Origin of the sequence: Streptomyces zhihengii (assembly GCF_016919245.1) — a bacterium.
GTDB lineage: Bacteria > Actinomycetota > Actinomycetes > Streptomycetales > Streptomycetaceae > Streptomyces > Streptomyces zhihengii.
The window spans coordinates 24,196-45,107 of the sequence record NZ_JAFEJA010000003.1; the positions used below are offsets into that span (position 1 = coordinate 24,196).

The following is a 20,912-nucleotide window of genomic DNA, read 5'->3' on the forward strand; positions in this document are numbered from 1 at the left end:
TGAACGCATCGACCAGGCGCGGGCCCGTCAGGCCGCCTAGGGACACCACGACCAGCAGAACGGACGGAAGGTCTCGACCGCCAGCGAGCAGACCGACCTGCTTCTCGCCCGCCAGGAGATCAAGCGGCTCCGGACCGAGAACGACCAACTGCGGCGATAGGCCCGCGTTCACCTCGGACAGCAGGTCGAACAGCTCGGCAACCACGATCTGGTAGACCGCGTCAACGAGCTCACCGAGGAAAACCTGCGACTGTCCACCGCGGAACGGCAGGCGACCACCCAGAACGCGGAACTCCAGCAGCGAGTCGCCGAGATCGAAGACGACCTCAGCGCTGCCCGCACCGGCCTCCCCCGCATGATCCGCAGCCAGAATCACGGTCAGCTAGCCTGATCCATCGTCACTTGTCGTTGCCCCCGCTACTCTCCACGGGACCATTGAAGAGAGGGCTCGTCATGGCGGAGCGCACGCCGAGCACCGAAAAGTGCACCGCGGCTGATTGCGAGCGGCCCCAGTGGGCTCGGAGGCTCTGCAACCCATGCTTGAGCAGGGCATACCGGCGAGGCGAGATCGAGCGCGTTCAGGTCCACGGGCGGACCGGGTGCGACGTGAAGGGTTGCGAGAGCCCACATCACGCGAACGGCCACTGCAAGATCCACAACGCAAACGAGCGTCGGATAGGCCAGCCCGTGGCTCCCAAAGTGGTAATCCGAGGCACCATCGAGGAACGATGGCTCGCGAAGGTCATTCCCACCCCTGACGGCCACTGGCTCTGGCCCGAGTCACCGAAGGGATGCCCCTACCCCAAGCTAGGCGGCAAAATCGATGGAAGGTGGACGACTGAGTATGCCCACCACGTCGCCTATCGCTGGGCTCATGGCGCCTTGCCCGAGTCGGGGGTCGTCCACCACACCTGCGGTTTGAGGCTGTGCTCCAACCCGGACCATCTCCAGTCCGTCGACGCCGTTGCGAACATCCTGGAGATGAAGCAGCGGATCAGCCTGGAGCGTGAGATCGAGATGCTCACCGCGGCCGTTGCCGCTCTTGAGGCTGCTCTTGGTCTGGATGTTCCCATTGACGACCAGGAAGGGGGCAACGATGCCTCGATGGCCTAAGGAACGCGAAGCTCGCGGCTGTGGCATCGAGGGCTGCGAGGGGAAGCACGTCGGCAAGGGCTACTGCAAGAAGCACCTCTATCGACTGAACACCAACGGTGACCCTCTCGCCGTCCGACACCGGATACATACCGGCACCGTTGAGGAGCGTTTCTGGAAGAAGGTCGTGACTGGGCCGGATGACTGCCTGCTGTGGTCTGGTGCGAAGATCCCGGACGCGTCACGGGACGACGAGGACCGCTACGGGATGTGGACCTGGGACACACCCGACGGGACCCAAAGGCAGCTCGCTCACCGATTCGCCTATGAGTCCAAATTCGGGAAAATCCCCGAAGGCGCGCAGCTCCACCACACATGCGCCCGCCGCGGGTGCGTTAATCCGGCGCATCTTCAACTGGCCACCGCTCTGGAGAACACCGCCGAAAGCCTCCAACGCAAGCACCTCACAGCGAAGCGCGATGCCCTGGTCGCCCGATACGCGGAGCTGGCCTTGATGGCTCAGCACCTGAACATCCCACTCCAAGAGTGCCCCGTCGAGCCCAACAAAGATGAGCCGGAGGCCCCGGGGACACTGTTCTGACCCCGCACCAGCAGTGGGCCTATCGCTCCAACGTCCCTTATGTCACTGCCATGCGCACACGTCCCTGACCAGCATTAATTCGCTCCCGACCCGAGATAATGATCTGGTGCAGCGCCGTGACGTAGTAGATGACCCGCACCCCGTCGACGTCGTCGCTGTAGTCGCGCAGCAGGGTGTCGGGCACCGGGGTGCCCAGCTCGGGGTTGACGCTGATCGCGACGATCGCCCGGTCAAGGCGGTGCGTTTCACTCGCCGTCAGCTTCGCCAGCTGGCTCAGCGCGGGCTCCACCCTGACAACCTGGGACCGGCGTGGCGCGTGCTCAGGCGACACGGGGCTCCTCGCCGGCCAGGCGCTCCAGGTGCGCGTCGCGGGCCTCCTCCCACAGCACGCCCGTCTCCGGGGACGGGTAGCCGTGGGCGGCGATGTCCTCCAGCACCGAGGCGAGAACGTCGACCTTCGCGCGCTGGTCTGCCGCGTACGCACGAGCCGACGCGGCGGCCTGCTCGTCGAGGGGCTGGCGGTCGGACGAGGGCCGGCTGCTCGCTCATCGGCAACTCCTGGGCTTCTGTCTGGCGTGTGTCACCACGGTATCGCCGGGCCGCACCACTGAACCCTCATACGAGTGAACCGGGCCGAACGTCGACTTGTCCCTTGCCGCACGGTGCTGCGCCCAGCAACCCAGCAACGGCGAGGGGGACATGCCGGTGCAGTTGCCGCCGCCTCGACGGATCGCCCCCACGTCGGCGGGGAGGACGACCCGGCGGCGCAGCGGCGCACGTTCGGGGACGGAGCACCCCCGCGGTCGCGGGGGTGTTCCGCTGTCGCTGGATCTCGCGTCCGGCCATGGCCAGTCCTCCCCGCCGACGCGCCCCTGCTGCGCCCCCAGTGCGCGTTGAGGGCTTCTTCGTGCCTCTGCTGAATGCGGGTTCCTCGGGCATGCTGTTCGGCTTCAACGGGCTGGGAGGTGGAGGTGTCCGCGGTGTGGCGGTCGGAGCAGGTGCTGCATCTGCCGACGTTCTGGAAGGGCCTGCCGCCGGGCTCGGAGTTGAAGCGGGAGCTTGCGCAGCCAGTGGAGTACGCGGCCCGGTGGATGGTGCCGGCCAGGTTGCTGGCTTTGGGGCTGATGCTGATAGTCCATGACGCGGTCGGCTACGGGATGCTGACTCTGGTGGGGGCTGGGGTGTCGGGGTGGTGGATGCGACTGCTGACGGGCCGGGCCAGGGATGCGCGGGACGTGTGGGCGAGGTCGATGTACTGCCGGGTGTGCCCGGCTGCCTTCGTGGCCGTGTAGGCGAGGGACAGGCCACTACGGCTGGGTAGGTCACAGGATCGCCTCAATGCCCGCGGTCGCCGGTTTGGGGTTGGCGGCGGGTGGGAGTTTCCGCGCATGACCACTCCACCAGGTATCAACCTGTCGACGAAGATGCGGTACTGCCGCCTGGGGCGGCGGCAGTTGGATGCCCTGTTCACTGTGGCCTCGCAGGGCTTCCAGCCGTCTGAGGTCGCGGTGTCGCACACCCGGCACAATCACACGTACACCGCCGGGACACTTGGTGCTCTGATAGCTGTGGTGACAGCTGCGCCACTGCCGAGCCCGGTCGACGCGTGGGACAACTTACGGTTCACGGCCACGGACCCGTCCGGCCGGCGGAGCATCGAGATGGACCTGTCGGCGAAGGAGGTGTCGACGGCGGTGCGTGGCTCGGACGCAACGTTGGTCTACGGGGCAGAGACTCAGATCAGGCTCTTCCTGCAAGACAAGTCCGTAGGTGGTCTTCCCCATGGGGCGCAACCAGGCATGCCCCGAGGCGTTGCGTGGTTCACAGCTGTCGCAGGTTTCGTCCTGCTGTACTGGCTCGTCGCTCTTGCTCTGATCGCTAACGGCAGGAGGGGAGCCTCGAGGCTTGAGGAGCTCGTTCTGTACTCCGGGCCACCGGCTGCTGGGCTGGCGCTGGTGTTCTGTGGGGCGATGATTGCGGCGTACTCGGTCGTTTCGCTCCGGTCCTTGAAGCCTGTCCTCGCGCCGACGCGGGATCTGCCAGTGGGGGGTATGTGGTCGCGGTTGGGGGCGATCGAGAAGATCACTGCGGTGGGGGTGGCCGTGGCTGCTGTCGGCGTGGTCGGGACGCTGCTGTCCGCCGGCGCGGACGTGTTCTGAGGGCTGGACGGCTGGCTCGGAGGGGCGACGTTCGCGACCGCACGTTTCGGGCATGGCGAGGGCGCAGCGCCTCCTCGACGAGGAGGGCAGCTTCCTCGACGGTCTCGAGAGGGATCTCGACGCCCGGCACTCCCCCGCGGCAGATCGGGGTGCCGCTGCGTGAGCATGTGCCTTCACGTGGATCTCTCCTGGATCCTCGAGGTCGCGGAGCGCGCCGGCCATCGCGATCCCTCTCCCGACGACTGGGGTGTCCCGCTCGCCGCGGTCGCCCGTCACCGCGCGGAGCTGCTGGAATCTGCGGTCTATCAGGGCGCCTACGCCCGCGCTGTCGCCCTCGTCCACACCCTCGGTCGGCTGCGCTGGCTGGAGCACTCCAGTCTCAGCGTGGCGTGTGTGGTGGCGGTGATGTATCCAGTGCTCTGGCCGGGAAGGTTTGCGGGGTTGTTCGCACGAGCCGGTTGCCGTGCTGATCCCTGGCTGGCCGGGTCTGGAGGGCCTGGGATGATCGGCGACATGACGTGCGATGTGTGCGGTGGTGAGTTGCCCGGTGCCCCCGATTCGTTTCCGCCGGTGTGCACGTCCGTGACATGGCGTCGATGTTGGTCACTCGTTGGGCTGGTTCTCAGTGATGATTTTGCGGATGCCGGTCCGCAATAGTGGCTGAAGGGATCGGACGGCGAATTCTTCGAACGACCACTCGACGGCGCCTGAGCGGGTGCTGGCGTCCTGGAGGGACTCCAAGGCGACGAGGGCGCGGTCCTGGGTCGTGATGCCTTGCAAGATTTCCGTGAGGACATCGCGGACATGCCAGCGGATGTGGTTAAAGCCAAGCCCCGGGAGAGCACGAATAGTGTGCCTCAGGATCTGCAAGTCCCAGGTGGCGACGACGGCTCGGTGGCAGAAGTCCGCCAGTCCGTCGCAGTCTTCGAAGCCGAATTCACGGTAGGTCTCGATGAAGTTGCAGAACTTCTCGTAGACGGTCAAGAAGGCGACGGCGTCCCACTTCCAGGTGGCCGCGATACCGTTGGTTGACATGCGAACGAGGATCGGCACGACATCCACGAGGTCATCGGAGGGGATGCCCTGCGTCCAGAGCAGGAACTCTTCGATAGCTGAGACGTCGGGAGAGTCCAAGGTCAAGCGGGGTGACAGCAACCTGGCGATCGTTTCGTCCGACTGCCACTCGGGGCTCGTCGCGAGAGCCCTGTTAATGGCTTCCAGGAGTTGGCGGGGATTTTCATATCGCTGTGCGTACTTTGCCGTCGCGCGCTGAATCACGGGTGAGAGCGGACTGGTGGGGACGTCATTGTCCACAAAGGGCGGCTGACCGGTGACCAAGTGCTGGAGGATCTTGCCGAGGGAGTAGACATCGGCGCGAGCATCTACTGTCTTGGCGGCATTCCACTGCTCGGGAGCCGCGTAGAGGCGGGTGCCAAGCCCGTCTCCGGTCATAGTCAGCGTCGTCGTCGTAGGTTGCTCCTCGCGCGCCAGCCCGAAGTCGCTGATGGCCCACTGCCCATCGGAGGTTCTGAGCACGTTGGCGGGTTTCAGGTCGCGGTGGAACACACCAGCGTCATGGACGTAGGAGAGGCCGTTGCAGAGCTGGGTCATCACATCGGCGATCTCGACATCCTTCCCCTCGAACTCTGTGATGACGTCGTGAAGGCTGCCCTGCGCGAGGGGCATCGCGTACCAGATTTCGTCCTGATTCGACATGTCGCCATGGGCGATGACGGGAATTACGTTCGAGTGTGTCAAGCCGGTCAGGACACGCAGTTCCCGCTTGAACCGCCGTGCCGCATCCCCGTCTAGGTCTTGGATGTCACGCTGGATCTTGACGGCGACGGGCTGGCCGGTCTGGCGGTCAAGAGCACGGTGAACGTCGGCGAACCCGCCCTTGTCAATGAGAGCCTCGACCTCGAACCGGTCCCCGATGAGGCGACGGGCCCGGGCGGCGGGGGGCCGGCCGGGCCCAGTGCTGCGCCAGGCCGACGAGGACCACGTCGCAATCACGTCGAGGTCCCAGATTGGTCCTTGCGCGATCTCGACGACCGGGGGCGGGAAACTGGCCCGTTGACGGAGAACGGCCAGCCGCTGCGGGCTCATTCCCAGAAGCTCGGCAACTTCAGAAACCCCACCCGGACGCATCCCGACCACCCCTATGACTTATTGGTTGAGGAGATCTCAACCGTAACAGAACGTGGCCGTGTGGCGACTATCCGCATCTAGCGCTTGCCTCCCTCCATCGGGGGCGGGGTGGGGCGGGTTGATCTCGGGCGGGGTGATGTCCAGTCAGTCGGCGTGGGCGAGGACCTGGTCGGTGATCTGCTCGGCCGCCTGGTCCGGTGCAGTGGCCCCGGCCCGGGTGCGCATCAGGTAGCGGCGTGCTTCGGCCAGTACGTGGCGGCGGCGGAACGTCGTACGCCGCTCGGACACGTGGGCCAGGACTTCTTCGGCCGCCGCGGCGGGGTCGAACGCGGTCGGGGCGGGCCGCTGTCCGGCGGCGGCGCGGGCGGTGGCGAGCAGGTTGTCGACGACCTCCCGGTTGGTGGCCGCGATCGCCCGGCGCCGCCACTCGGCGAGCAGGTCATCCAGGGAGCGTGCCTGCCGCTTGGGCGGGCGGGTCCTTACGGTGGCCTGCCACTGCAGCCGGGTCCGGGCCGACCGAGCGGGCTGGCGGCCGTGGCGGCGCCGGTAGTCGTCGAAGAGGGACTCGGCCATGTTGCGCACCGCGGTCGAGCGCTGCGCAAACGCGGCGCGCAGCCGAGCGTCGATGCCGATGACCTGCATCACCGGCCGCTGGCCGGGGGTGACCTCCACTTCTTCGGTGGCGAGCCCGAGGCGGGCGCAGGCGAGTTCGAGCGCGCGCTGGTTGAACAGCTCGCTGGCGACGACGACGTCGCGCAGCAGGAGGCGGGAGTCCAGGTTGCGCCAGCGCCCGTCGGGGCCCTTCACCCGTGGGGATATGACCGCGTGCTCGTGGAGCATCGGGTCGCCCGCGCGGGATTCGTAGTGCAGGTAGACGGTGGCCAGCAGCCCGGGTTCGGCCTGCTGTTGGGCGACACCGCCCGGACCGGTGCGCACCGCGAGGGCGTTGTGCTCGATCCAGGCCAGGGTCTCGGTGCGGGCCTGGGCCAGGACCTCGAGGACGATGCGGCGTACCTCGGGGCCGCCGAGCGCGAACAGCAGCGAGAGTTCCTCGCTGGAGAAGGTGAGGTCGTATCCGGTCACGGCGCGGCGCTGTGGGCCGCTGCGGGCGGCCAGGTACCGGCCGAGCTCGGCGCCGTCCGCGGGGGTGCGGTGGTACTCGGCCTCGAAGGTGCGCGCCGCACACCGCATGCGCACGTCCTTGGTCTCGGCCTTCGTCAGCGGGCGGCACAGCCGGTCGCTGACGTGCTCGATCTCCTGGTCGAGCGGGGAGAGTTCGGCCAGGTGCGGCACGGCCGGCCCGAGTATGGCGGCCGTCATGGCCCGCTTGAGGGAGGCTCCGGCGCCCAGTTCGTGGGCGGCGATCTCCTCGGCGTCGGGGTGCATGCCGAGCCCGTACAGGGCCCGCATCTGCGCGTCGCTCACGATCCCGGACAGCCCCAGAGCGCGCGCGGCCTGCCCGTGCCACACCCCGGGCGGTACTCCGGGCGCGCTGGAGGACACTGTCAGCTCGGCACCCGGGGCGCCGTCGCCGCGGGCGATGTTGCGACGGTAGTAGCGCTGCCGTCCCGCGGTGAACGCGTTCGCTGTCATCCCCGCGACGCCAGAAGATCACCGCGTGCAGGGCCGGTGCGGCACCGCCCGGCCCGGGACCCCGAACTTCCCAGGGCCCGAAAGACGACCTTGGAACGCGTCCCGCCGGAAGGGAAAACCCTGCTTGAGCATGGGCAGGCGTCAAAAGTGCCAGAGGTGTACAGGGACTGAACCGTCATCGGCCGGCGACCGCACAGCCACGTCCCTCACCAACCTGCCCATCAACCGGGCACCACCCGGCCTCCACACACCACCGGCACGCACCGACACTCTGGGTTCCGCCACCCCATCGCCCGGGGACGTTCCTGAACGGGGTTCTGTCCTGCCTGCTCGGGCGTCGTCCCGTGAGCGGGACCGGGCGCAGCGAGAGGCGTGCTACGGCCTGGGACGGGGGTGACGTGGCCGCCCTGGCGGGGGTGGGGGCCAGCTGAGACTGACCGGGCGCGGCCTGCCACAGGGGTGGGCGCCAAATGCCGGGAGGTGGCTGTGGTGGCGTCGAGCCGGACCAAGGGGAAGGGGAAGAACAGCGCGACTCTGGCGCGCCGGAAGGCGGCGCTGAAGCGTGCCGCGGAGCGGATGGCTGAGCGGCGGCGGGCGGCGGAGGAAGCGGAGGCGCAGCGACTGCGCCAGGAGGCGGCGTTTGACGAGCTGGTGGCCGACTTCGAGCTGGCGGTTCAGGACGGGGCCGGGTGCGGATCGACGCGGCGAAGACTGCGGCGGCGCGGGTCGTGCTGGCGAGGGGTGAGGCTGGGGAGACGGTGGCCGGGTGCGGTCAGCGGTTGGGTGTGGGGGTGGATCGGATCAAGGAGCTGCGGCGGCTGGGGCGCGAGGGCCTGGCCGCCGAGGGCGCGGCGCCGGAGAAGGGGAAGGCGCGGCGCTGGAGTCGGTGGGCGGGGCGGGTCGGGAGCAGCAGCGGGATGGTGGGCGGGGGCGGGCGGGCGCTTCCCCGGTGACGGCTTTGGCTGTTCTCCCGGCGTCGGGGGCGGCTTCGGTCCGGTCTGCTCCTTCGGCGGCTGTCCCGGGTGTTCCGTCGCCCGGTACGCCGGCCGGGTTTTCGGGGGCGCCGGGCGGTGGGGGTGGAGTGGGGGCGGGGTGGCCGGAGTCGACGCGGTGACGGTGGTGTGTCGGGGCGGGCAGAGGCGCTGGCTGCCGAGCGGGGGTGCGGTGGCCGGGGCCGGGGGGTGGGGGTGAGCGCTGGTGGTTCGACCAGGGTGCGGCGGGGCCTGGGGGGGGTGGTGGTCTGGGGGGCGGGCGGCTGCTGCTGGGGCGGGTAGGAGGCGGCGGGGGTCTGCTGCTGTTGCCAGGCGGCCGGTGCGGTGGCCTGGTGTGGGGGGGACGTGGCCGGTGATGCGGCCGGGGTTGGTGTCTTTGAGGTAGACGGTGACGGGGGGCCTGGTCGGCGACGAAGATGCGTTCGTGGATGCCGGGCGGGGTGAGGATCCACCAGATGGTGTCGTCGCGGCGCTGGGTGTGGCGGATGAGTGGTGGGGGGAGGGTGACCTCGTCGGTGATGCCGGTGTCCGGGTGGGTCTCGGGGACCGTGATGTGGTCGGCGGCGCTGAAGAGACCGGCGTACTGGGCAAGTTCGTTGATGGTGGTCTCGTGCTTCACGGCGCTCCCCCCTTCTGGTTGTGGCCTGGGTCTGTGAGTTCGCTTGGGACGGTAGGCGGCCTGGGGGGGCGGGGCGGGTGCCGGGGGGCGGGATACGGGTCGGGGTGGCGGGAGCGCGGGGCGGGAACACGGAGCGGCCCCGCGCTGGGACAGGTGTCCGGGCACGGGGCCGTAAAGGGGCGGGGGCTACGTGGTGGTCATGGCGAGGGCCGTGACCTCGTCGTCGTCGGGGATAGGGCCCGGTCCCCGGCCTCCTGATGCGGGGGCCGGGGGCGGGGCGGCGTCAGTGGTCTTCGGGTTCGAGGGCTTCGGCGAACGGCCGACCGCCAGGTGCGGGTCGTGGAATTCGATGGTGTCTGAGCCCTCCAGTGCCAGTTCGTCCCGGGCCGCGGCCTCGGTGGGGGCGTTGACGTAGACGGTGGTCAGGCCGGGGACGATGAGTGCGTACGTGGTGCCGGGGGCTTGGTCGGCCGGGCCGGTGGTGGTCGGGGCGTGCCGGGGTGTGGGTGGTCTTGGGGCTCCTCGTGGGTGCGGTGCTGGGTGGATGCCGGCGCGGGGCGCGGCGGGCACATGGTCGGGGGCGGGGGCGTTGGGGCGACAAGGGTGGGCGGGGGCGGCTTCGGTCTGGTGCGTGGCGCGGGCCGGGGGCTTGCTGGCCGGGCGCCGTGGGACGTGGTGGGGGGTGGGGTGGGCGGGCGGCCCCGTGCCGGGATGGGGTTCGGGCGCGGGGCCGTAAGGGGGCGGGGGTGGTTATTCGGTGATGTAGGTCTGGTGCATGTGCGTGTCGTCGAAGGTGGCCTTCAGCAGGAAGCGGGTGGCGCCGTCGGTGGCGGCTTGGCGGAGCATGCCGAGCAGGGTGGTGCCGTCCTCGAAGATGGGGGTGGTCAGGTCGATGGATTCGCGGAAGTCGTCGCCGCCGAGGATGGAGCGGGCGTCGGTGCCCGGTCCCCAGCCGTCGACGTGGACGACGGTGGGCAGGTACGTGTCGTCGGGGGTGTCGGTGGGGTCCTGGCCGTTGTTCATGAGGTGGGTGCCGTCGTCCTTGACCCACCACAGGCGGGGCGTGGCCTCGGTTTCCGCGTAGCCGAGCTTGTGCTGGTCGGCGGCGGCGAGGACCTTGGCGAGGGGGAAGACGAGCGTGGCCTTCTTCTGGTTGTGGGCGGTGTTGGCCGTGACGACGTCCAGCAGGGGGTCGGTGCTGGTGTGGGAGATCGGCGGGATGGTCATGGTGCCGAGGAATTCGTTGAGCCAGTCGGGACGCTGGTCTGGGGGCAGGGCGAGTAATCGCCGTGTCTCGGCTGGGTCGCCCGGGGCGGCGGGGCGCCGCCGGTCGGCTCGGTGGTCAGGTCGCGGAACCACTGGGGGCGGGCGTCGGGGGCAAGGGTGAGGAGCGCTTCGACGTCTTTGAAGGGGTGGGGTTGCCCGTACCGTGCCGGGGCGGGTGGTAAGGGCTGCAACGGAATGCGGCCCCGCGCCTGCCGGGGTGTCCGGTGGCGTGGGGCCGGGCGGGGCGGTGAGCCGGTGGGTGTCAGGAACGTGTCGGGGCGGGGTTGCCGCTGGTCAGGACGTGGACGAAACCGGTGGCGTGCCGCCAGGCGGCCGGGCAGGCGGCGTGGTGGCGGGGGCGATGGTGAGCATGGCGGTCACGTCGCCGGGGGTGTCGGGGAGTTCGGTCGTCACAGGTCCCACGTCAGCGTCGGGAACAGTCGGCGGGTCTGGGCCTCGGCCCAGGGCTGGACCGTGTCCCACGCCTCCTGGCCCGGCTCGGCGTGCCAGACGGGAGGGCCGCCGGGGGGACGGTGGCGGGCCGGGAGAGCGGGAAGCTGGACACCGCTCCCCCGGCCCGGTCAACGCACTGTGTCGGCGTGGGGAGCAAGGGGCGCAACACGCTGATCGAGCTGGCGTGTTGGACGGGACCGGAAGCGCGCGGCGGGGTGCCGGACGGTTTCCCGGGGGGTCAGCGGCGCTTACGCCTGGTGCTGGCGGAGTGCTCGCCGCTGAGGGTCCGCTCCCGGCTGGACACGGTGAACTGCCGGGTGGACAGGTCGAAGACCACCCAGGGGGCGTGAGCGTGGGCGGCGGTGCTGGCGTAGGGCTGGTGCTGCCAGTCGTTGCGGGTGCCGTAGAGGTCGTGGAAGTGGGGGAAGCGTCCGGCGGTGATGAGGGCGTTCAGGTCGTCGGCGAGGTTCTGCCACAGCGGATCAGTCCCGGAGCCCGTGGTGCCGGTGGTGCCCGTGCCGGTGCCCGTGGTGCTGGTGGTGGCCATGATGATGCTCCGCTTCTCGAAAGGAGGGGCGGCCCGGCGGGTGCGGGGTGGTGGTCACCCCTTGGGCCGGGCTGGCGCGCGCTGACCGTGGACGGTCGGGGCCCAACGACCGCCGAGGTCGGCCATGGTGGCAAGGTAGGCGTCGCGCAGCCGGGTGTACCAGCCATCCACATAGCGGCCGTTGTCACGGCGCACCCACCCCTCGCTGGGGGCAACGTCGTAGCCGAGCTCCACCGCGTAGGCGACGGTCGGGGTCGCGTACCAGGCCGGGCACTCGGGGCGGTCGCCCTTCGGCGTGAACGGCGACGGCAGCAGACTGCCATCCAGCCCCACCCACGCCTTGCCCACCTTCACCTGCGACAGGCCCACACCGCTGAGGTCAACCAGCCAACTGCGCTGTCGACGCAGTACGCCCTTCTCTCAACCACGTGGCTTGGGCGATTCAGGGCAACGACCGGTCAACGACTCAATGTACGCCGACAGGAGTTGCAACGTCATATCGGAAAGGTAGGCCGTTTCCGTGTGTCCGCGATACTTCATCTGATCGGCGGCCAACGCTTTCGGGATGCCCTGCCCTCGAACCCAGGCCTTGATTTGCCGCTCAAATGCCCATGCATCTCTCGTGAGGTCGAAGTTCCAACGTGCGACCAGCCTCCAGTGCTGGGAGAGGTGTTGGGCCAGCCTCTGTTCGAGGTTGGCAATGCCCCACTTAAGCGCCTGGTGACCGTCGTGAACCACGAGGTAGAGGTAGCCGGGCTTGCTAGGGTCGATGCCGCGCTCTGCACAGAAACCGCACCCTCCCTGCGAGCCCCGTATGTTGTGCAAGGTCGGGCCCGGGTCAAGGACCATCTCGCACTTCTTGCAGCGGGATTTCCAGGGAACCTCCGTGCTGCCAGGATAGGGAACGAGCGGATCGAGCGCCTTCTCCAACATGCTGGCGATGGCTTCTTCCTCGGAGACTCTCAACGCTTGTGCGATCTTCTCAGAGCGGCATGACCAGCATTGATGACCGCGGAGGCGGACCTTCGCGTACGTCGGATTTCCAACATGACCGCACCGACTGCAGCGGCACAGCCAGGGTTGAAGTGATCCGGGGTAGTCCACGAGAGGAACCAGATCGGCTTCACGCATGGCCTTCCGCGCGTGTTCGTCGATGACATCACGTCCAGCGCAGTTGGTGCAGCCGCCGCGGCCTTTTTGGACGTGGGCCAACCTCTTCGGCTTGATGGCCCCGCAATGGATGCACCTGGCAGACCATGGTTTCCCCGCCCCCGGGTAGTCCTCCAGTGGAGACCAGCCCCACTGGAGCATGACTGCGCAGGCCCCCTCTGTATCGCGAATGAGTTTCGCTGCGATCTTGCGCGAACGGCAGGTCCTGCTGCAGACCCCTGTTCCCTTGTTGACAACGTCGTTGTAACGTGGCGAACTAGCCTCGCCGCAGGTCAGGCATAGGCATCTCCATGGGAGTTGGGTCCCGGGAAATGGCTCCAGCGGCTGCGCTTTTCGTGCAAGCATTGCTTCGACGGCAGCGGCTTCGGTCACCCTGCGTGGCACTGGTTGTCTCCTGATCATGGCAGTGCGGGCTCACTCACCCGCTGAGGGAGACCTTATTTCATCCCCTCTCGTCTTGGCTGCGAGAAGGTGAGATGGGTGATCCATCAGCCTGGCGCCTTTTCTCAGTGCTCTGCTGGTCCGCGAGCCGCGGAAGATGGCGACGCGACTACCGTCGTGGCGCGAGCTCGACCTGCCTCACCTCTGGGATTCCCAGGAAGATCGGGCAGTTCGCGCGATCCGCCCTGCCTCCAGCTGCGCAAGGTGCGGAGGCCGGCTCTGCATAAGTGAGAAGCGGCTCTGGCCCCTTCCTACGATCCGTGACAGAGCGTCACGGCTTCCAGCGAGTTGGACAGCATGGAGTGTGGCGTGAACGGGTGCCATGATCGTGACTTGCCTCAAGAAGCGGTAGCAGGGAGGGCGAGTGAAGCGCTACACAGCTGATCAGATTCGAATAGTTGCGCTCGAGGAGCCCGTTCGGGCCCGTCCGGCCATGTACTTTCGTGTCGAGCGGGACAGCACCGGAACTGCCCACTGAGGTGCTTCAGCAGGTGGTCTGGGACGCGCTGTACCGCTGTGACGGCGCGCATGGGCAGATCAGGGTCGAGATCGCATCCGACCTCAGCTTCACGTGGATGATGATCACGGGCACAGCGCCAACGAGCGTCAAGAGCCACTTCCCGAGTTCTATGAATCGCTACTCGATAAGGACCGGTGGGCTCCGGCAGCAGCCGCCGCGTCAGCGTCCGCGCGATCATTGAGGTTTGGCTGGACGGCCATGGAGACAGACAGGAGTTGGACGGGTGGCTCCCACAGGCGCCTGGGGCAGTGGCTCATGCGCAGACCGTACGGAACCAGGATCACGTCACGACCGTGCTTGTGGTAGTGACTGACATGACCGTGCTAGGTCAGTGAGTGCCGGTCCCGGTGAGGGGCAGGGTTTGATGCCTCCTGACATCGCAGAGCGAGCCCGCCTTGGCCAAACCTGGCCGGACGGACATGCTCCTTGTGCGCGTGCTCTGGGTCCGGTGCGGCTGGGTGCTGGTGTGTTCAGCAAGGGCCCTTGTCCTGTCCGGTGCCGCAAACCGGGCCGGGGTCCTCGTAGATGGAGATGAGGAAAAGGGCGAACGCAATCATGGCAATCGTGACACCGATCGTCCAGTATCTGTTCTGCCGGCGACGAGCGTCCTCGCTGTGGGTGTCAAATTCATCATCGGCGCGAGTCATAGTGCCTCCTTGAAAGGCTTTCCACCGTCCGGTGTTCCGTGCGGCGTTTCATACCCGTGAGATTCTCCCTCTCCCAGGCACCCGCGTCTCCCGGTTGTGAATCTAGCGTCTGCGGAGCGCCTTCGGGCGCCATTCCGAAACAGCCAGCGATGATCTGGCAGCCCTGGCTCGAGACGGCGTCGTCGGGTCGAGGTGCCGAAGTCGTGCAGCGTGGCTGCTCAGCGGGGAGTTGGTCGCCCGAAGTCGGGCGCTGGCGTCAGTCAACGGCTGGGCTTGGGCCACAATCACCGTCAGTCGTCCTCGTCCTCATCGTCGGCCCACAGAGCACCGGGGACACAGCCAGCAGCAAGCCGACAGAGGCAAGCGAGTCGCTCATGGCTGGCAGGAAAGCCACCACCACGGCGGCGGTGAAGCCTTCTCCGACGCACCGCAGTCCCAAAGGCTGTTATCGACGCGCGTCCCGCCGGCGCCATCCGGTCGTCGGCATAAGGGGGATTCGGGAGGCTGCCAGCCTGCCGCCCCGTTCGGAGCAGGAAGCCCGTGCCGCGTACCTGGCCGCACTGAACGCGATCGACCCTCAGATCATCAAGCGGACGAGGCCAGGGACATCTAGTCGAGCCTGGACAACGAAGCGAGACTCGCTGACTTGGCCCTGGACCGGTTCACGGTGAACACACGACTCCGGAGGTGGCGACCGCCGCCACAAGGCAGCGGGCCAACAACGCGGTGCACGAATACTCTGCCTGAGCTTCTGACCTGCTCTGGACTGTGCCCTCGGCAACCAGAGGGTCGAGAGGCAATCGTGCATGTTTGCCCCACGATCCGCCAGCAGGCTCGTCCGGCATGCCCAGTCCGACAAGATCGCTCCCCGGGCGGAGCCGGAGTACGCGTCCGTGACGGACGCTTTCCGCCGTCAGAAATCCGCGCTCACGAACTGAGGGGTGGACCTGGCGGTATCCCCGGGAGGGGCCTTCGAGGAACTTGACTGCCCAAGGTGCTGGTCTCTCGTGGAAGCCTTGGCGGGTACGACACACCACACGGTAGCCACAAAGGCCTTCGTTGGGTGGCCCGCATCTCCGTCGGCACGAGCGTGAGGGCACGGCCTGCAGCGGGACCCCAACAGTGCAGGCTGGGGCCCCGCCCTTGGCACGAAGAGCCCGCCAGGCTCCTTTCCGCGCCATCAGGATCAACGAGCCGGAGCTTTGCGAGGCACGAAGACATGGACCGTGAGAGTGAAGCCGACGTGACGTGGGTGAGCGGAAGGAGTCGACCGGACGGCCCGAGCCGTGCAGTCGCTGTGCAGGACGCGCATGTCCGGGACGTTGGTGCCCTCTCCCTGCCTGTTCGCCCGGGCCCGGCCACCGTGGTGCCAGCCCAGCCCAGCGTTGCCATGGCCACCACTCTCACGTGTTGCGCGGCCACCTTGCATTCACGGAGATGGGCTCTAGCTGCGAGCCCGTGCACCGCTCGGAACGCCGGGGGCCGAGGGTGTAGGCATCGTCTTCGCGTGCCTCGCCGTGATGGCACCTGCTCGCGCCCTGTCCCAGGAGGCTCTGGGCGAAGGCCAGCATTGCGCTGCACACGGAAGATGCTCTGTTAGTTGGCGGTGCGGGGTATAGGCCCCGCCGCGTCCCGTGCGCACAGTCACGGGACGGGGTTTGGAGGTTGTCCGGGATCTCGCAGGTCCCCTCGCGGTCAGTCGTTCAATGCCAGCCGATTTACCCGTCCTGATTGGCGGCACCGGTGTCCACGCCCATGAGACCTTTCCTCCAGGCTTCGCACCAGGCCCGGCGGGCGATCGTTGCCCCAGTCCTCAAAATGGTCGTTTCCGCCGGTCACCCCGCGCCCCCTTCATCCATGCCACTGCGAACGGCCGGCGTCGAGCCGCTCTGGAGCCGGGCCTCGATGCGACAGGGTTCGGAAGCAGCGGTGGCCGATCGAGCATTCCCTCTGCCTTCGTTGTCGAGGCGGGAGGTCTGGGGTTAATCGCACGGGCAGACGTCATGTGTGTTGAGGGGAGTCGGGGTCGTCTGCTGCGGTGGGGAGCTCGTTGTGCCCTTCTGACCAGTGGTTCACCCAACCGCACAGAGAGCACGCGTACCGGCCGTTAACGCCGCGGATCGTTGTTCCGCACCGCCTGCACTCAGTCCGCGTGATCTCGGACGTGACGGGACCCGCTCCATCCGGCGCGTCCATGCTCCTCACCCCACACTCCTTCGGGAGTGGCCGAAGACCACCCGCACAACCGACTGCACACCCAGCGCCCATTCTGCTGTAGGGCACCTGCCCCGCACCGCTGACAGTTCATCTCATTCTCCTCTCCGGAGACTGCAGCGGCACCTGTACCCAGCGCAGAGCTTGATCATCCGCCCACTGGGCTCCGGCCTCGTCGGGTCAATTTCAGCGGGAAGCGGGTCCTCGAACTGACGGCAGTTGTCTGCGCGGGCCCGGTTCTGAGAGGTGATACAGGTGCCCGGCGGCCCCTGTGCTGTGGCCTGCCCTCTCTGCCGCCGCCGAAATGGCTGATCGGACATGTACACCTATATGCCGGGTTAAGCCGCGCTGTACTGTCGCGATTCCGCGGCTTGGCAGCACAGCTGAAGGAGATGCGTGAGCGAGACGACGCCGGACCCCGATCTTCTTCCGCCAAAGGATTGTGACGATCGCTTTGCCTACGGTGCCGCGGTGCAGCGGCTGCGTGCTCGTTCTGGCTTGAGTATCCGCAGGTTGCAGCGTGCGTGTGCTGAGGTGCACGAGGTGAGCCGGGGCACGATCGAGCACTGGTGCAAGGGCGGGATCGTGTCGGCTGTCAATGAGCCGGCCTTCGAGTGCTTTCTGCGGGCTATGGGGGTGACGGACAAGGCGGCTCTCGCTTCATGGATCGAGGTTGCCCGGAGGTTGCGGACCAGTCGCGGAAGGCCGCTGGCGGCGGAGCCGTATCGGGGGCTGAGGAGCTACGACGCGGACTGCGCTGCGGTGTTCTACGGCAGGGCCGCTCTTGTCGCAGATGTTCTGAGAGAGGTCGAAGCGCTTCGTGAGAGCGGCGGGGCGGTGGTACTGACCGGTGCCTCTGGGACCGGAAAGTCGTCGTTGCTGAACGCAGGGGTTGTGCCGGCCCTGGCTGCGGGCAATGTGGCGGGCAGTGCGTCGTGGCCGGTCCTGAGTATCAGCGCGGAGAGCCACGAGGCGCACCCGTTGGCAGTGCTGGCGCGGGTGGCCGCCGCCCGGCTGAAGGATGACCCGGAAGCGGTTCTGCGTCAGTTGCGGAGTGGCGGGGATGCGGTCAGCGCCTTGTGCGAACGGATCGTCGCGTCGACTCAGGCAGGCTCTGCGTCTCGGGGTCGTTCTGGAGGGGACTGTCGTGTGGTGGTGGTCGTCGACCAGTTCGAGCGCGCGGTGGTCAGCGCCGAGGACGGTCCGGGGAGTGAGGAGTCGCTCGCGGAGTTCGTCGGTGTTCTGGGGGCGATGGCGGCTGCGCCTGCTCCGGCAATCGTGATCGTCGGTGTGCGTCTGGACTTCCTCGACGCTGTGACGTCTCGGCAGGATGTGCGGGCTTTGCTTCGGGGCCGGCCGCCTGTGTTCGTGGGTCCGATGAGTGAAGACGATCTTGCTCAGGTCATCAGGCAGCCTGCCCGCGCGTTCCATGTCGATCCGGAGTCCGGCTTCGTGGAGAAGGTGCTGGGCGATGTCTCAGCTCGTGGGGGTCGGCTGGCGCATCAAGCGGGGGTGTTGCCGCTGCTCTCGCATGCGCTGCAGATGACATGGGACCGTGGCGGGGGCAAGGAAATGACCATTGCCCACTATGTCGCGGCCGGCGGGGTCGAGGGCGCCTTGCGGTCGACTGCCGAGACTGTTTACGCCAATCTTTCTCCCGCACGCCAGACGGTGGCCCGGCGGGTTTTTCTCTGTCTGGTCCATGTACAGCCTAGCGGGGTGGCAACCCGCCGTCGCGTGTCACAGGACGAACTCTATGAGGAAGTCGGCGGTGATCAGGGCGATGTGGACCTTGTGGTCGACCAGTTCGTCGATCGGCGGCTGGTCATCGTCGATGACGGCGGTGTGGAGATCACCCACGAGGCACTGATGGTGGCGTGGCCCGAGCTGCGGTCGTGGCTGGACGCCGATCGGGGCAGCCGGCTGGTGGCCCAGCAGGTGGGCGCAGATGCCCGCGAGTGGGATCGGGCGGGACGGCCCGGCGGTCTCCTTTACACAAGCACGCGGCTGCAGGCTGCGCGGGCGTGGCGGGATACCTACCCCCTCGACGTCGGGGAGTTGGCCCGGGCGTTCATCGATGCGTCGGTCAGACGCTCCCGTCGCAGGTCTCAGCTGGTGTCGGGGACGATCTGCGTGCTGATCGCGTTGGTCTGCATCGCCGGAGGGCTGGCCGGTGTCGTGTTCTATCAGGCGCGTGACCTTGAGCAGCAGCGTGATGAGGCTCAATCGCGGAGTCTGGCTGGCCAGTCGGTCCTGTTGAGAAGTAAGGACGTCAATCTGGCCCGCCAGTTGGCGTTGGCCGCCTTCCGTATATCCCCCACCGTGGAAGCCCGTTCGGCGTTGGTGGAAGCGACCGCGCTGCCCGCGGCGGTCCGGATGCTCGGGGCCGACAAGCGCCAGATCATGTACGCGGTCGGCATCCATCCAGGGGGGAGGGTGGCAGCCGCAGCGGCGGAAGGAGCTGTGCGGTTGTGGGACATTTCCTCTTCCGGGCGGCCGGTGGCGCTGCCGCGGATGCCAGGTGGCGTGTGCGCGAAGATCTACGCTCTGGCCTTTTCTCCGCGCGGTGATCTGCTCTCTGCGTCCTGTGACGATGGCAGCATCCGCCTGTGGGACATGAGTGATCCCATGGCACCACGTGCTCTGCCCTCTCTGACGGGTCTGGGAACGAAGGTGTACTCCGTCGTGTTCAGCCCGGACGGTGCGATGATGGCCGCCGCCATCACGCGGGCGGGCGCGGACGGCGAGGTGGCAGGAAGTGCGCGCCTGTGGACCGTCATCGGAATATCGGTGCGGCCACTGGGTCGGCCCCTTGTGGCCGGGCAGAATTCAGCGGTGAAGTCGGTGGCTATCCGTCCCGGCAACCGGGAGCTCGCGGTCGGCTCGGACGACGGATCCGTGCGCATCTGGGATATCAGTGACCCCGCCCGCCCCATCGCACCGGTGATCGCGCCGGGAGGTACCAAAGCCGTCGGTCAACTCGCGTTCAGCCCGAACGGCCGGCTGCTGGCCTCAGGCGGCGCGGACAACCTGGTGCGTCTATGGTCGACCACCGACCCCCGCAAGCCCGTCACGGCGGGCGAGCCGATCGGCGGATCCGCCACCTACATCAATGCCGTCACCTTCTCCCCCGACAGCGCCACGCTCGCACTTGCCGGCTCCGACAGCAACACCGGCATGCGCCTGGTGGACGTGCAGAGCCGTCGCGTCCTGGCGACCATGCCACACCCGTCACCCGTCACCTCGGTGAAGTTCAGTCCCGACGGCCGACACGTGATCACCGGGGCGAACGACGGCACAGCCCGGCTGTGGCCGATCGACTCCCCCGCGATAGACGGACTGGACTACATCCTCAGCGCCGCCCGCTTCGCACCCGACGGCCACACCCTCGCCTTGGGCAGCGCCGACCTCCGACTTGTCGATATCACTGATCCTCAGCACCCCAGGCAACTGGGCGGACCGCAGGTCAATCCTGACCGGTTCTCCGGCACGCTCGCCTTCGCGTCCCGCAAGCCCCTGCTGGTCGAGGGCCGCGGAAAATCGGGCGGCGTCCAGCTGTGGGATACCTCCGTCCCTGCCCGGCCGGTCCCTGCGGGGGCCGTGCTCCCGGCCCACTCCGCTCAGGTCGAGACCGTCGCCGTCAGTCCCGACGACACGGTGCTGGCCACCGGAAGCCGCGATGGCACGGTCAAGCTGTGGGATATCCGCACCCCCAGTAAACCCTTGCTGATGTCCACACCGGGTTCGTTCAACGGCTTCGTCAACCAGGTCACTTTCAGCCCCGACGGCTCGGTCCTCGTCGCTGCGAGCACCGACAAGACCGTAAGGCTGTGGGACGTCCGTCAACCCCAGGCACCCCTTCCTTTGGGGGCTGCACTCACTCCCGCCGACCACTACCTCTACGCGGCGGCATTCAGTCCCGATGGCAAGGTCCTCGCCCTGGGCCTGGCAGACGGCACAGTCCGCCTCTACGACATCTCCAACCCCTCCCGTCCCAGGTCCGTCGGGAAACCCCTGACAGGACCGGAGGGCTACGTCTTCTCCATCGCCTTCTCCCCACAGGGCTCGTCCATGGCCGCGACAGGCGGAGACGGCACCATCTGGATCTGGAATATGCACAGTCAAAGCGCTCCGACTCGACAGGCCACCCTCCGCATGGGGCTGGGAGCGATGTACCCCGTTCACTTCCATCCGCTGCGGCCGCTTCTCATCTCGGGCGGAGACGAGAAGAAGGCCTGGATCTGGACCACCGACGCCGACCAGGCCGCCGACCTCATCTGCGACACCTCCGGCGACCTGATCACCCGCGAGGAGTGGGCCAAGTACCTGCCCTCCGACGTCTCCTACGCCCCGCCTTGTTCCTAGACCAACCGCGACCTTCCCCTGTCCAATCCCGTGTCCAACCTGGTCCTTTGCTCTGGTGGCCGTCGTAGCGGCTGCGTCATGGTCG

13 protein-coding genes and 2 pseudogenes are annotated in these 20,912 nt (G+C 67.7%); 6 read left to right on the top strand and 9 right to left on the bottom strand.

The features are described 5' to 3' along the window. Positions 1-453: 453 nt before the first annotated feature. Both JE024_RS38320 and JE024_RS38325 read left to right on the top strand, forming a co-directional pair. Positions 454-1,113 carry an HNH endonuclease gene (locus JE024_RS38320; protein ID WP_205378613.1) on the top strand — a complete coding sequence of 220 codons (660 nt, stop codon included), beginning with the start codon at positions 454-456 and terminating at the stop codon, positions 1,111-1,113. Continuing rightward, complete coding sequence (locus JE024_RS38325) at positions 1,097-1,693, top strand: HNH endonuclease signature motif containing protein (protein ID WP_205378614.1); 597 nt, start codon at positions 1,097-1,099, stop codon at positions 1,691-1,693. The genes JE024_RS38320 and JE024_RS38325 overlap by 17 nt, the downstream gene beginning before the upstream one ends. A 37-nt stretch (positions 1,694-1,730) precedes the next feature. Here the strand turns inward: JE024_RS38325 and JE024_RS38330 are convergent, their stop codons facing one another. Continuing rightward, entirely contained in the window at positions 1,731-1,982 is a 252-nt protein-coding gene (locus JE024_RS38330; protein ID WP_244883681.1) for a hypothetical protein, read from the bottom strand. Positions 1,983-2,664: 682 nt separating this feature from the next. Between JE024_RS38330 and JE024_RS38340 the strand changes: the two genes are divergently transcribed. From JE024_RS38340 to JE024_RS41650, 3 genes and pseudogenes are all read left to right on the top strand, one after another. Then, a complete protein-coding gene (locus tag JE024_RS38340; RefSeq protein ID WP_205378616.1) occupies positions 2,665-2,985 on the top strand; it encodes a hypothetical protein in 321 nt (106 codons plus the stop codon). A gap of 96 nt (positions 2,986-3,081) precedes the next feature. After that, positions 3,082-3,852, top strand: coding sequence for a hypothetical protein (locus tag JE024_RS38345; protein WP_205378617.1), 771 nt, complete (start codon positions 3,082-3,084; stop codon positions 3,850-3,852). 165 nt (positions 3,853-4,017) lie between these two features. Then, positions 4,018-4,263: pseudogene (locus JE024_RS41650) on the top strand (fic family toxin-antitoxin system, toxin component); the annotation flags it as partial. 192 nt (positions 4,264-4,455) lie between these two features. On the opposite strand, the gene JE024_RS38350 reads toward JE024_RS41650, so the two are convergent. From JE024_RS38350 to JE024_RS38385, 8 genes and pseudogenes are all read right to left on the bottom strand, one after another. After that, positions 4,456-5,958, bottom strand: coding sequence for a serine/threonine-protein kinase (locus JE024_RS38350; RefSeq protein ID WP_205378618.1), 1,503 nt, complete (start codon positions 5,956-5,958; stop codon positions 4,456-4,458). 186 nt (positions 5,959-6,144) lie between these two features. Beyond that, positions 6,145-7,593 carry a MobF family relaxase gene (gene mobF, locus JE024_RS38355; protein ID WP_244883682.1) on the bottom strand — a complete coding sequence of 483 codons (1,449 nt, stop codon included), beginning with the start codon at positions 7,591-7,593 and terminating at the stop codon, positions 6,145-6,147. A 1,797-nt stretch (positions 7,594-9,390) separates the two neighbouring features. Then, entirely contained in the window at positions 9,391-9,774 is a 384-nt protein-coding gene (locus JE024_RS38360; protein ID WP_205378977.1) for a hypothetical protein, read from the bottom strand. A gap of 180 nt (positions 9,775-9,954) precedes the next feature. Continuing rightward, positions 9,955-10,431 carry a hypothetical protein gene (locus JE024_RS38365; protein ID WP_205378619.1) on the bottom strand — a complete coding sequence of 159 codons (477 nt, stop codon included), beginning with the start codon at positions 10,429-10,431 and terminating at the stop codon, positions 9,955-9,957. Between the two features lie 730 nt (positions 10,432-11,161). Further along, positions 11,162-11,470 (bottom strand): hypothetical protein, encoded by a 309-nt coding sequence (locus JE024_RS38370; protein WP_205378620.1) that lies wholly within the window; start codon positions 11,468-11,470, stop codon positions 11,162-11,164. Between the two features lie 111 nt (positions 11,471-11,581). After that, positions 11,582-11,863, bottom strand: a pseudogene (locus JE024_RS38375) (telomere-associated protein Tap); the annotation flags it as partial. Between the two features lie 27 nt (positions 11,864-11,890). Beyond that, positions 11,891-12,403: a hypothetical protein gene (locus JE024_RS38380; RefSeq protein ID WP_205378621.1), complete on the bottom strand. Its 513-nt coding sequence runs from the start codon at positions 12,401-12,403 to the stop codon at positions 11,891-11,893. A 1,668-nt stretch (positions 12,404-14,071) separates the two neighbouring features. Further along, positions 14,072-14,248, bottom strand: coding sequence for a hypothetical protein (locus tag JE024_RS38385; protein WP_205378622.1), 177 nt, complete (start codon positions 14,246-14,248; stop codon positions 14,072-14,074). 2,610 nt (positions 14,249-16,858) lie between these two features. Between JE024_RS38385 and JE024_RS38390 the strand changes: the two genes are divergently transcribed. Further along, on the top strand, positions 16,859-20,827 hold the full coding sequence (locus JE024_RS38390) for an nSTAND1 domain-containing NTPase (protein WP_205378623.1): 3,969 nt from the start codon (positions 16,859-16,861) through the stop codon (positions 20,825-20,827). The last annotated feature ends 85 nt before the right edge of the window (positions 20,828-20,912 follow it).

What these genes read in the sequence shown, in the direction of transcription:
- JE024_RS38320 (WP_205378613.1), top strand. Translation starts at nt 454, where the DNA reads ATGGCGGAGCGCACGCCGAGCACCGAAAAGTGCACCGCGGCTGATTGC.
- JE024_RS38325 (WP_205378614.1), top strand. Translation starts at nt 1,097, where the DNA reads ATGCCTCGATGGCCTAAGGAACGCGAAGCTCGCGGCTGTGGCATCGAG.
- JE024_RS38345 (WP_205378617.1), top strand. Translation starts at nt 3,082, where the DNA reads ATGACCACTCCACCAGGTATCAACCTGTCGACGAAGATGCGGTACTGC.
- JE024_RS38350 (WP_205378618.1), bottom strand. Translation starts at nt 5,958, where the DNA reads ATGAGCCCGCAGCGGCTGGCCGTTCTCCGTCAACGGGCCAGTTTCCCG.
- mobF (WP_244883682.1), bottom strand. Translation starts at nt 7,593, where the DNA reads ATGACAGCGAACGCGTTCACCGCGGGACGGCAGCGCTACTACCGTCGC.
- JE024_RS38365 (WP_205378619.1), bottom strand. Translation starts at nt 10,431, where the DNA reads ATGACCATCCCGCCGATCTCCCACACCAGCACCGACCCCCTGCTGGAC.
- JE024_RS38370 (WP_205378620.1), bottom strand. Translation starts at nt 11,470, where the DNA reads ATGGCCACCACCAGCACCACGGGCACCGGCACGGGCACCACCGGCACC.
- JE024_RS38380 (WP_205378621.1), bottom strand. Translation starts at nt 12,403, where the DNA reads ATGTTGGAGAAGGCGCTCGATCCGCTCGTTCCCTATCCTGGCAGCACG.
- JE024_RS38385 (WP_205378622.1), bottom strand. Translation starts at nt 14,248, where the DNA reads ATGACTCGCGCCGATGATGAATTTGACACCCACAGCGAGGACGCTCGT.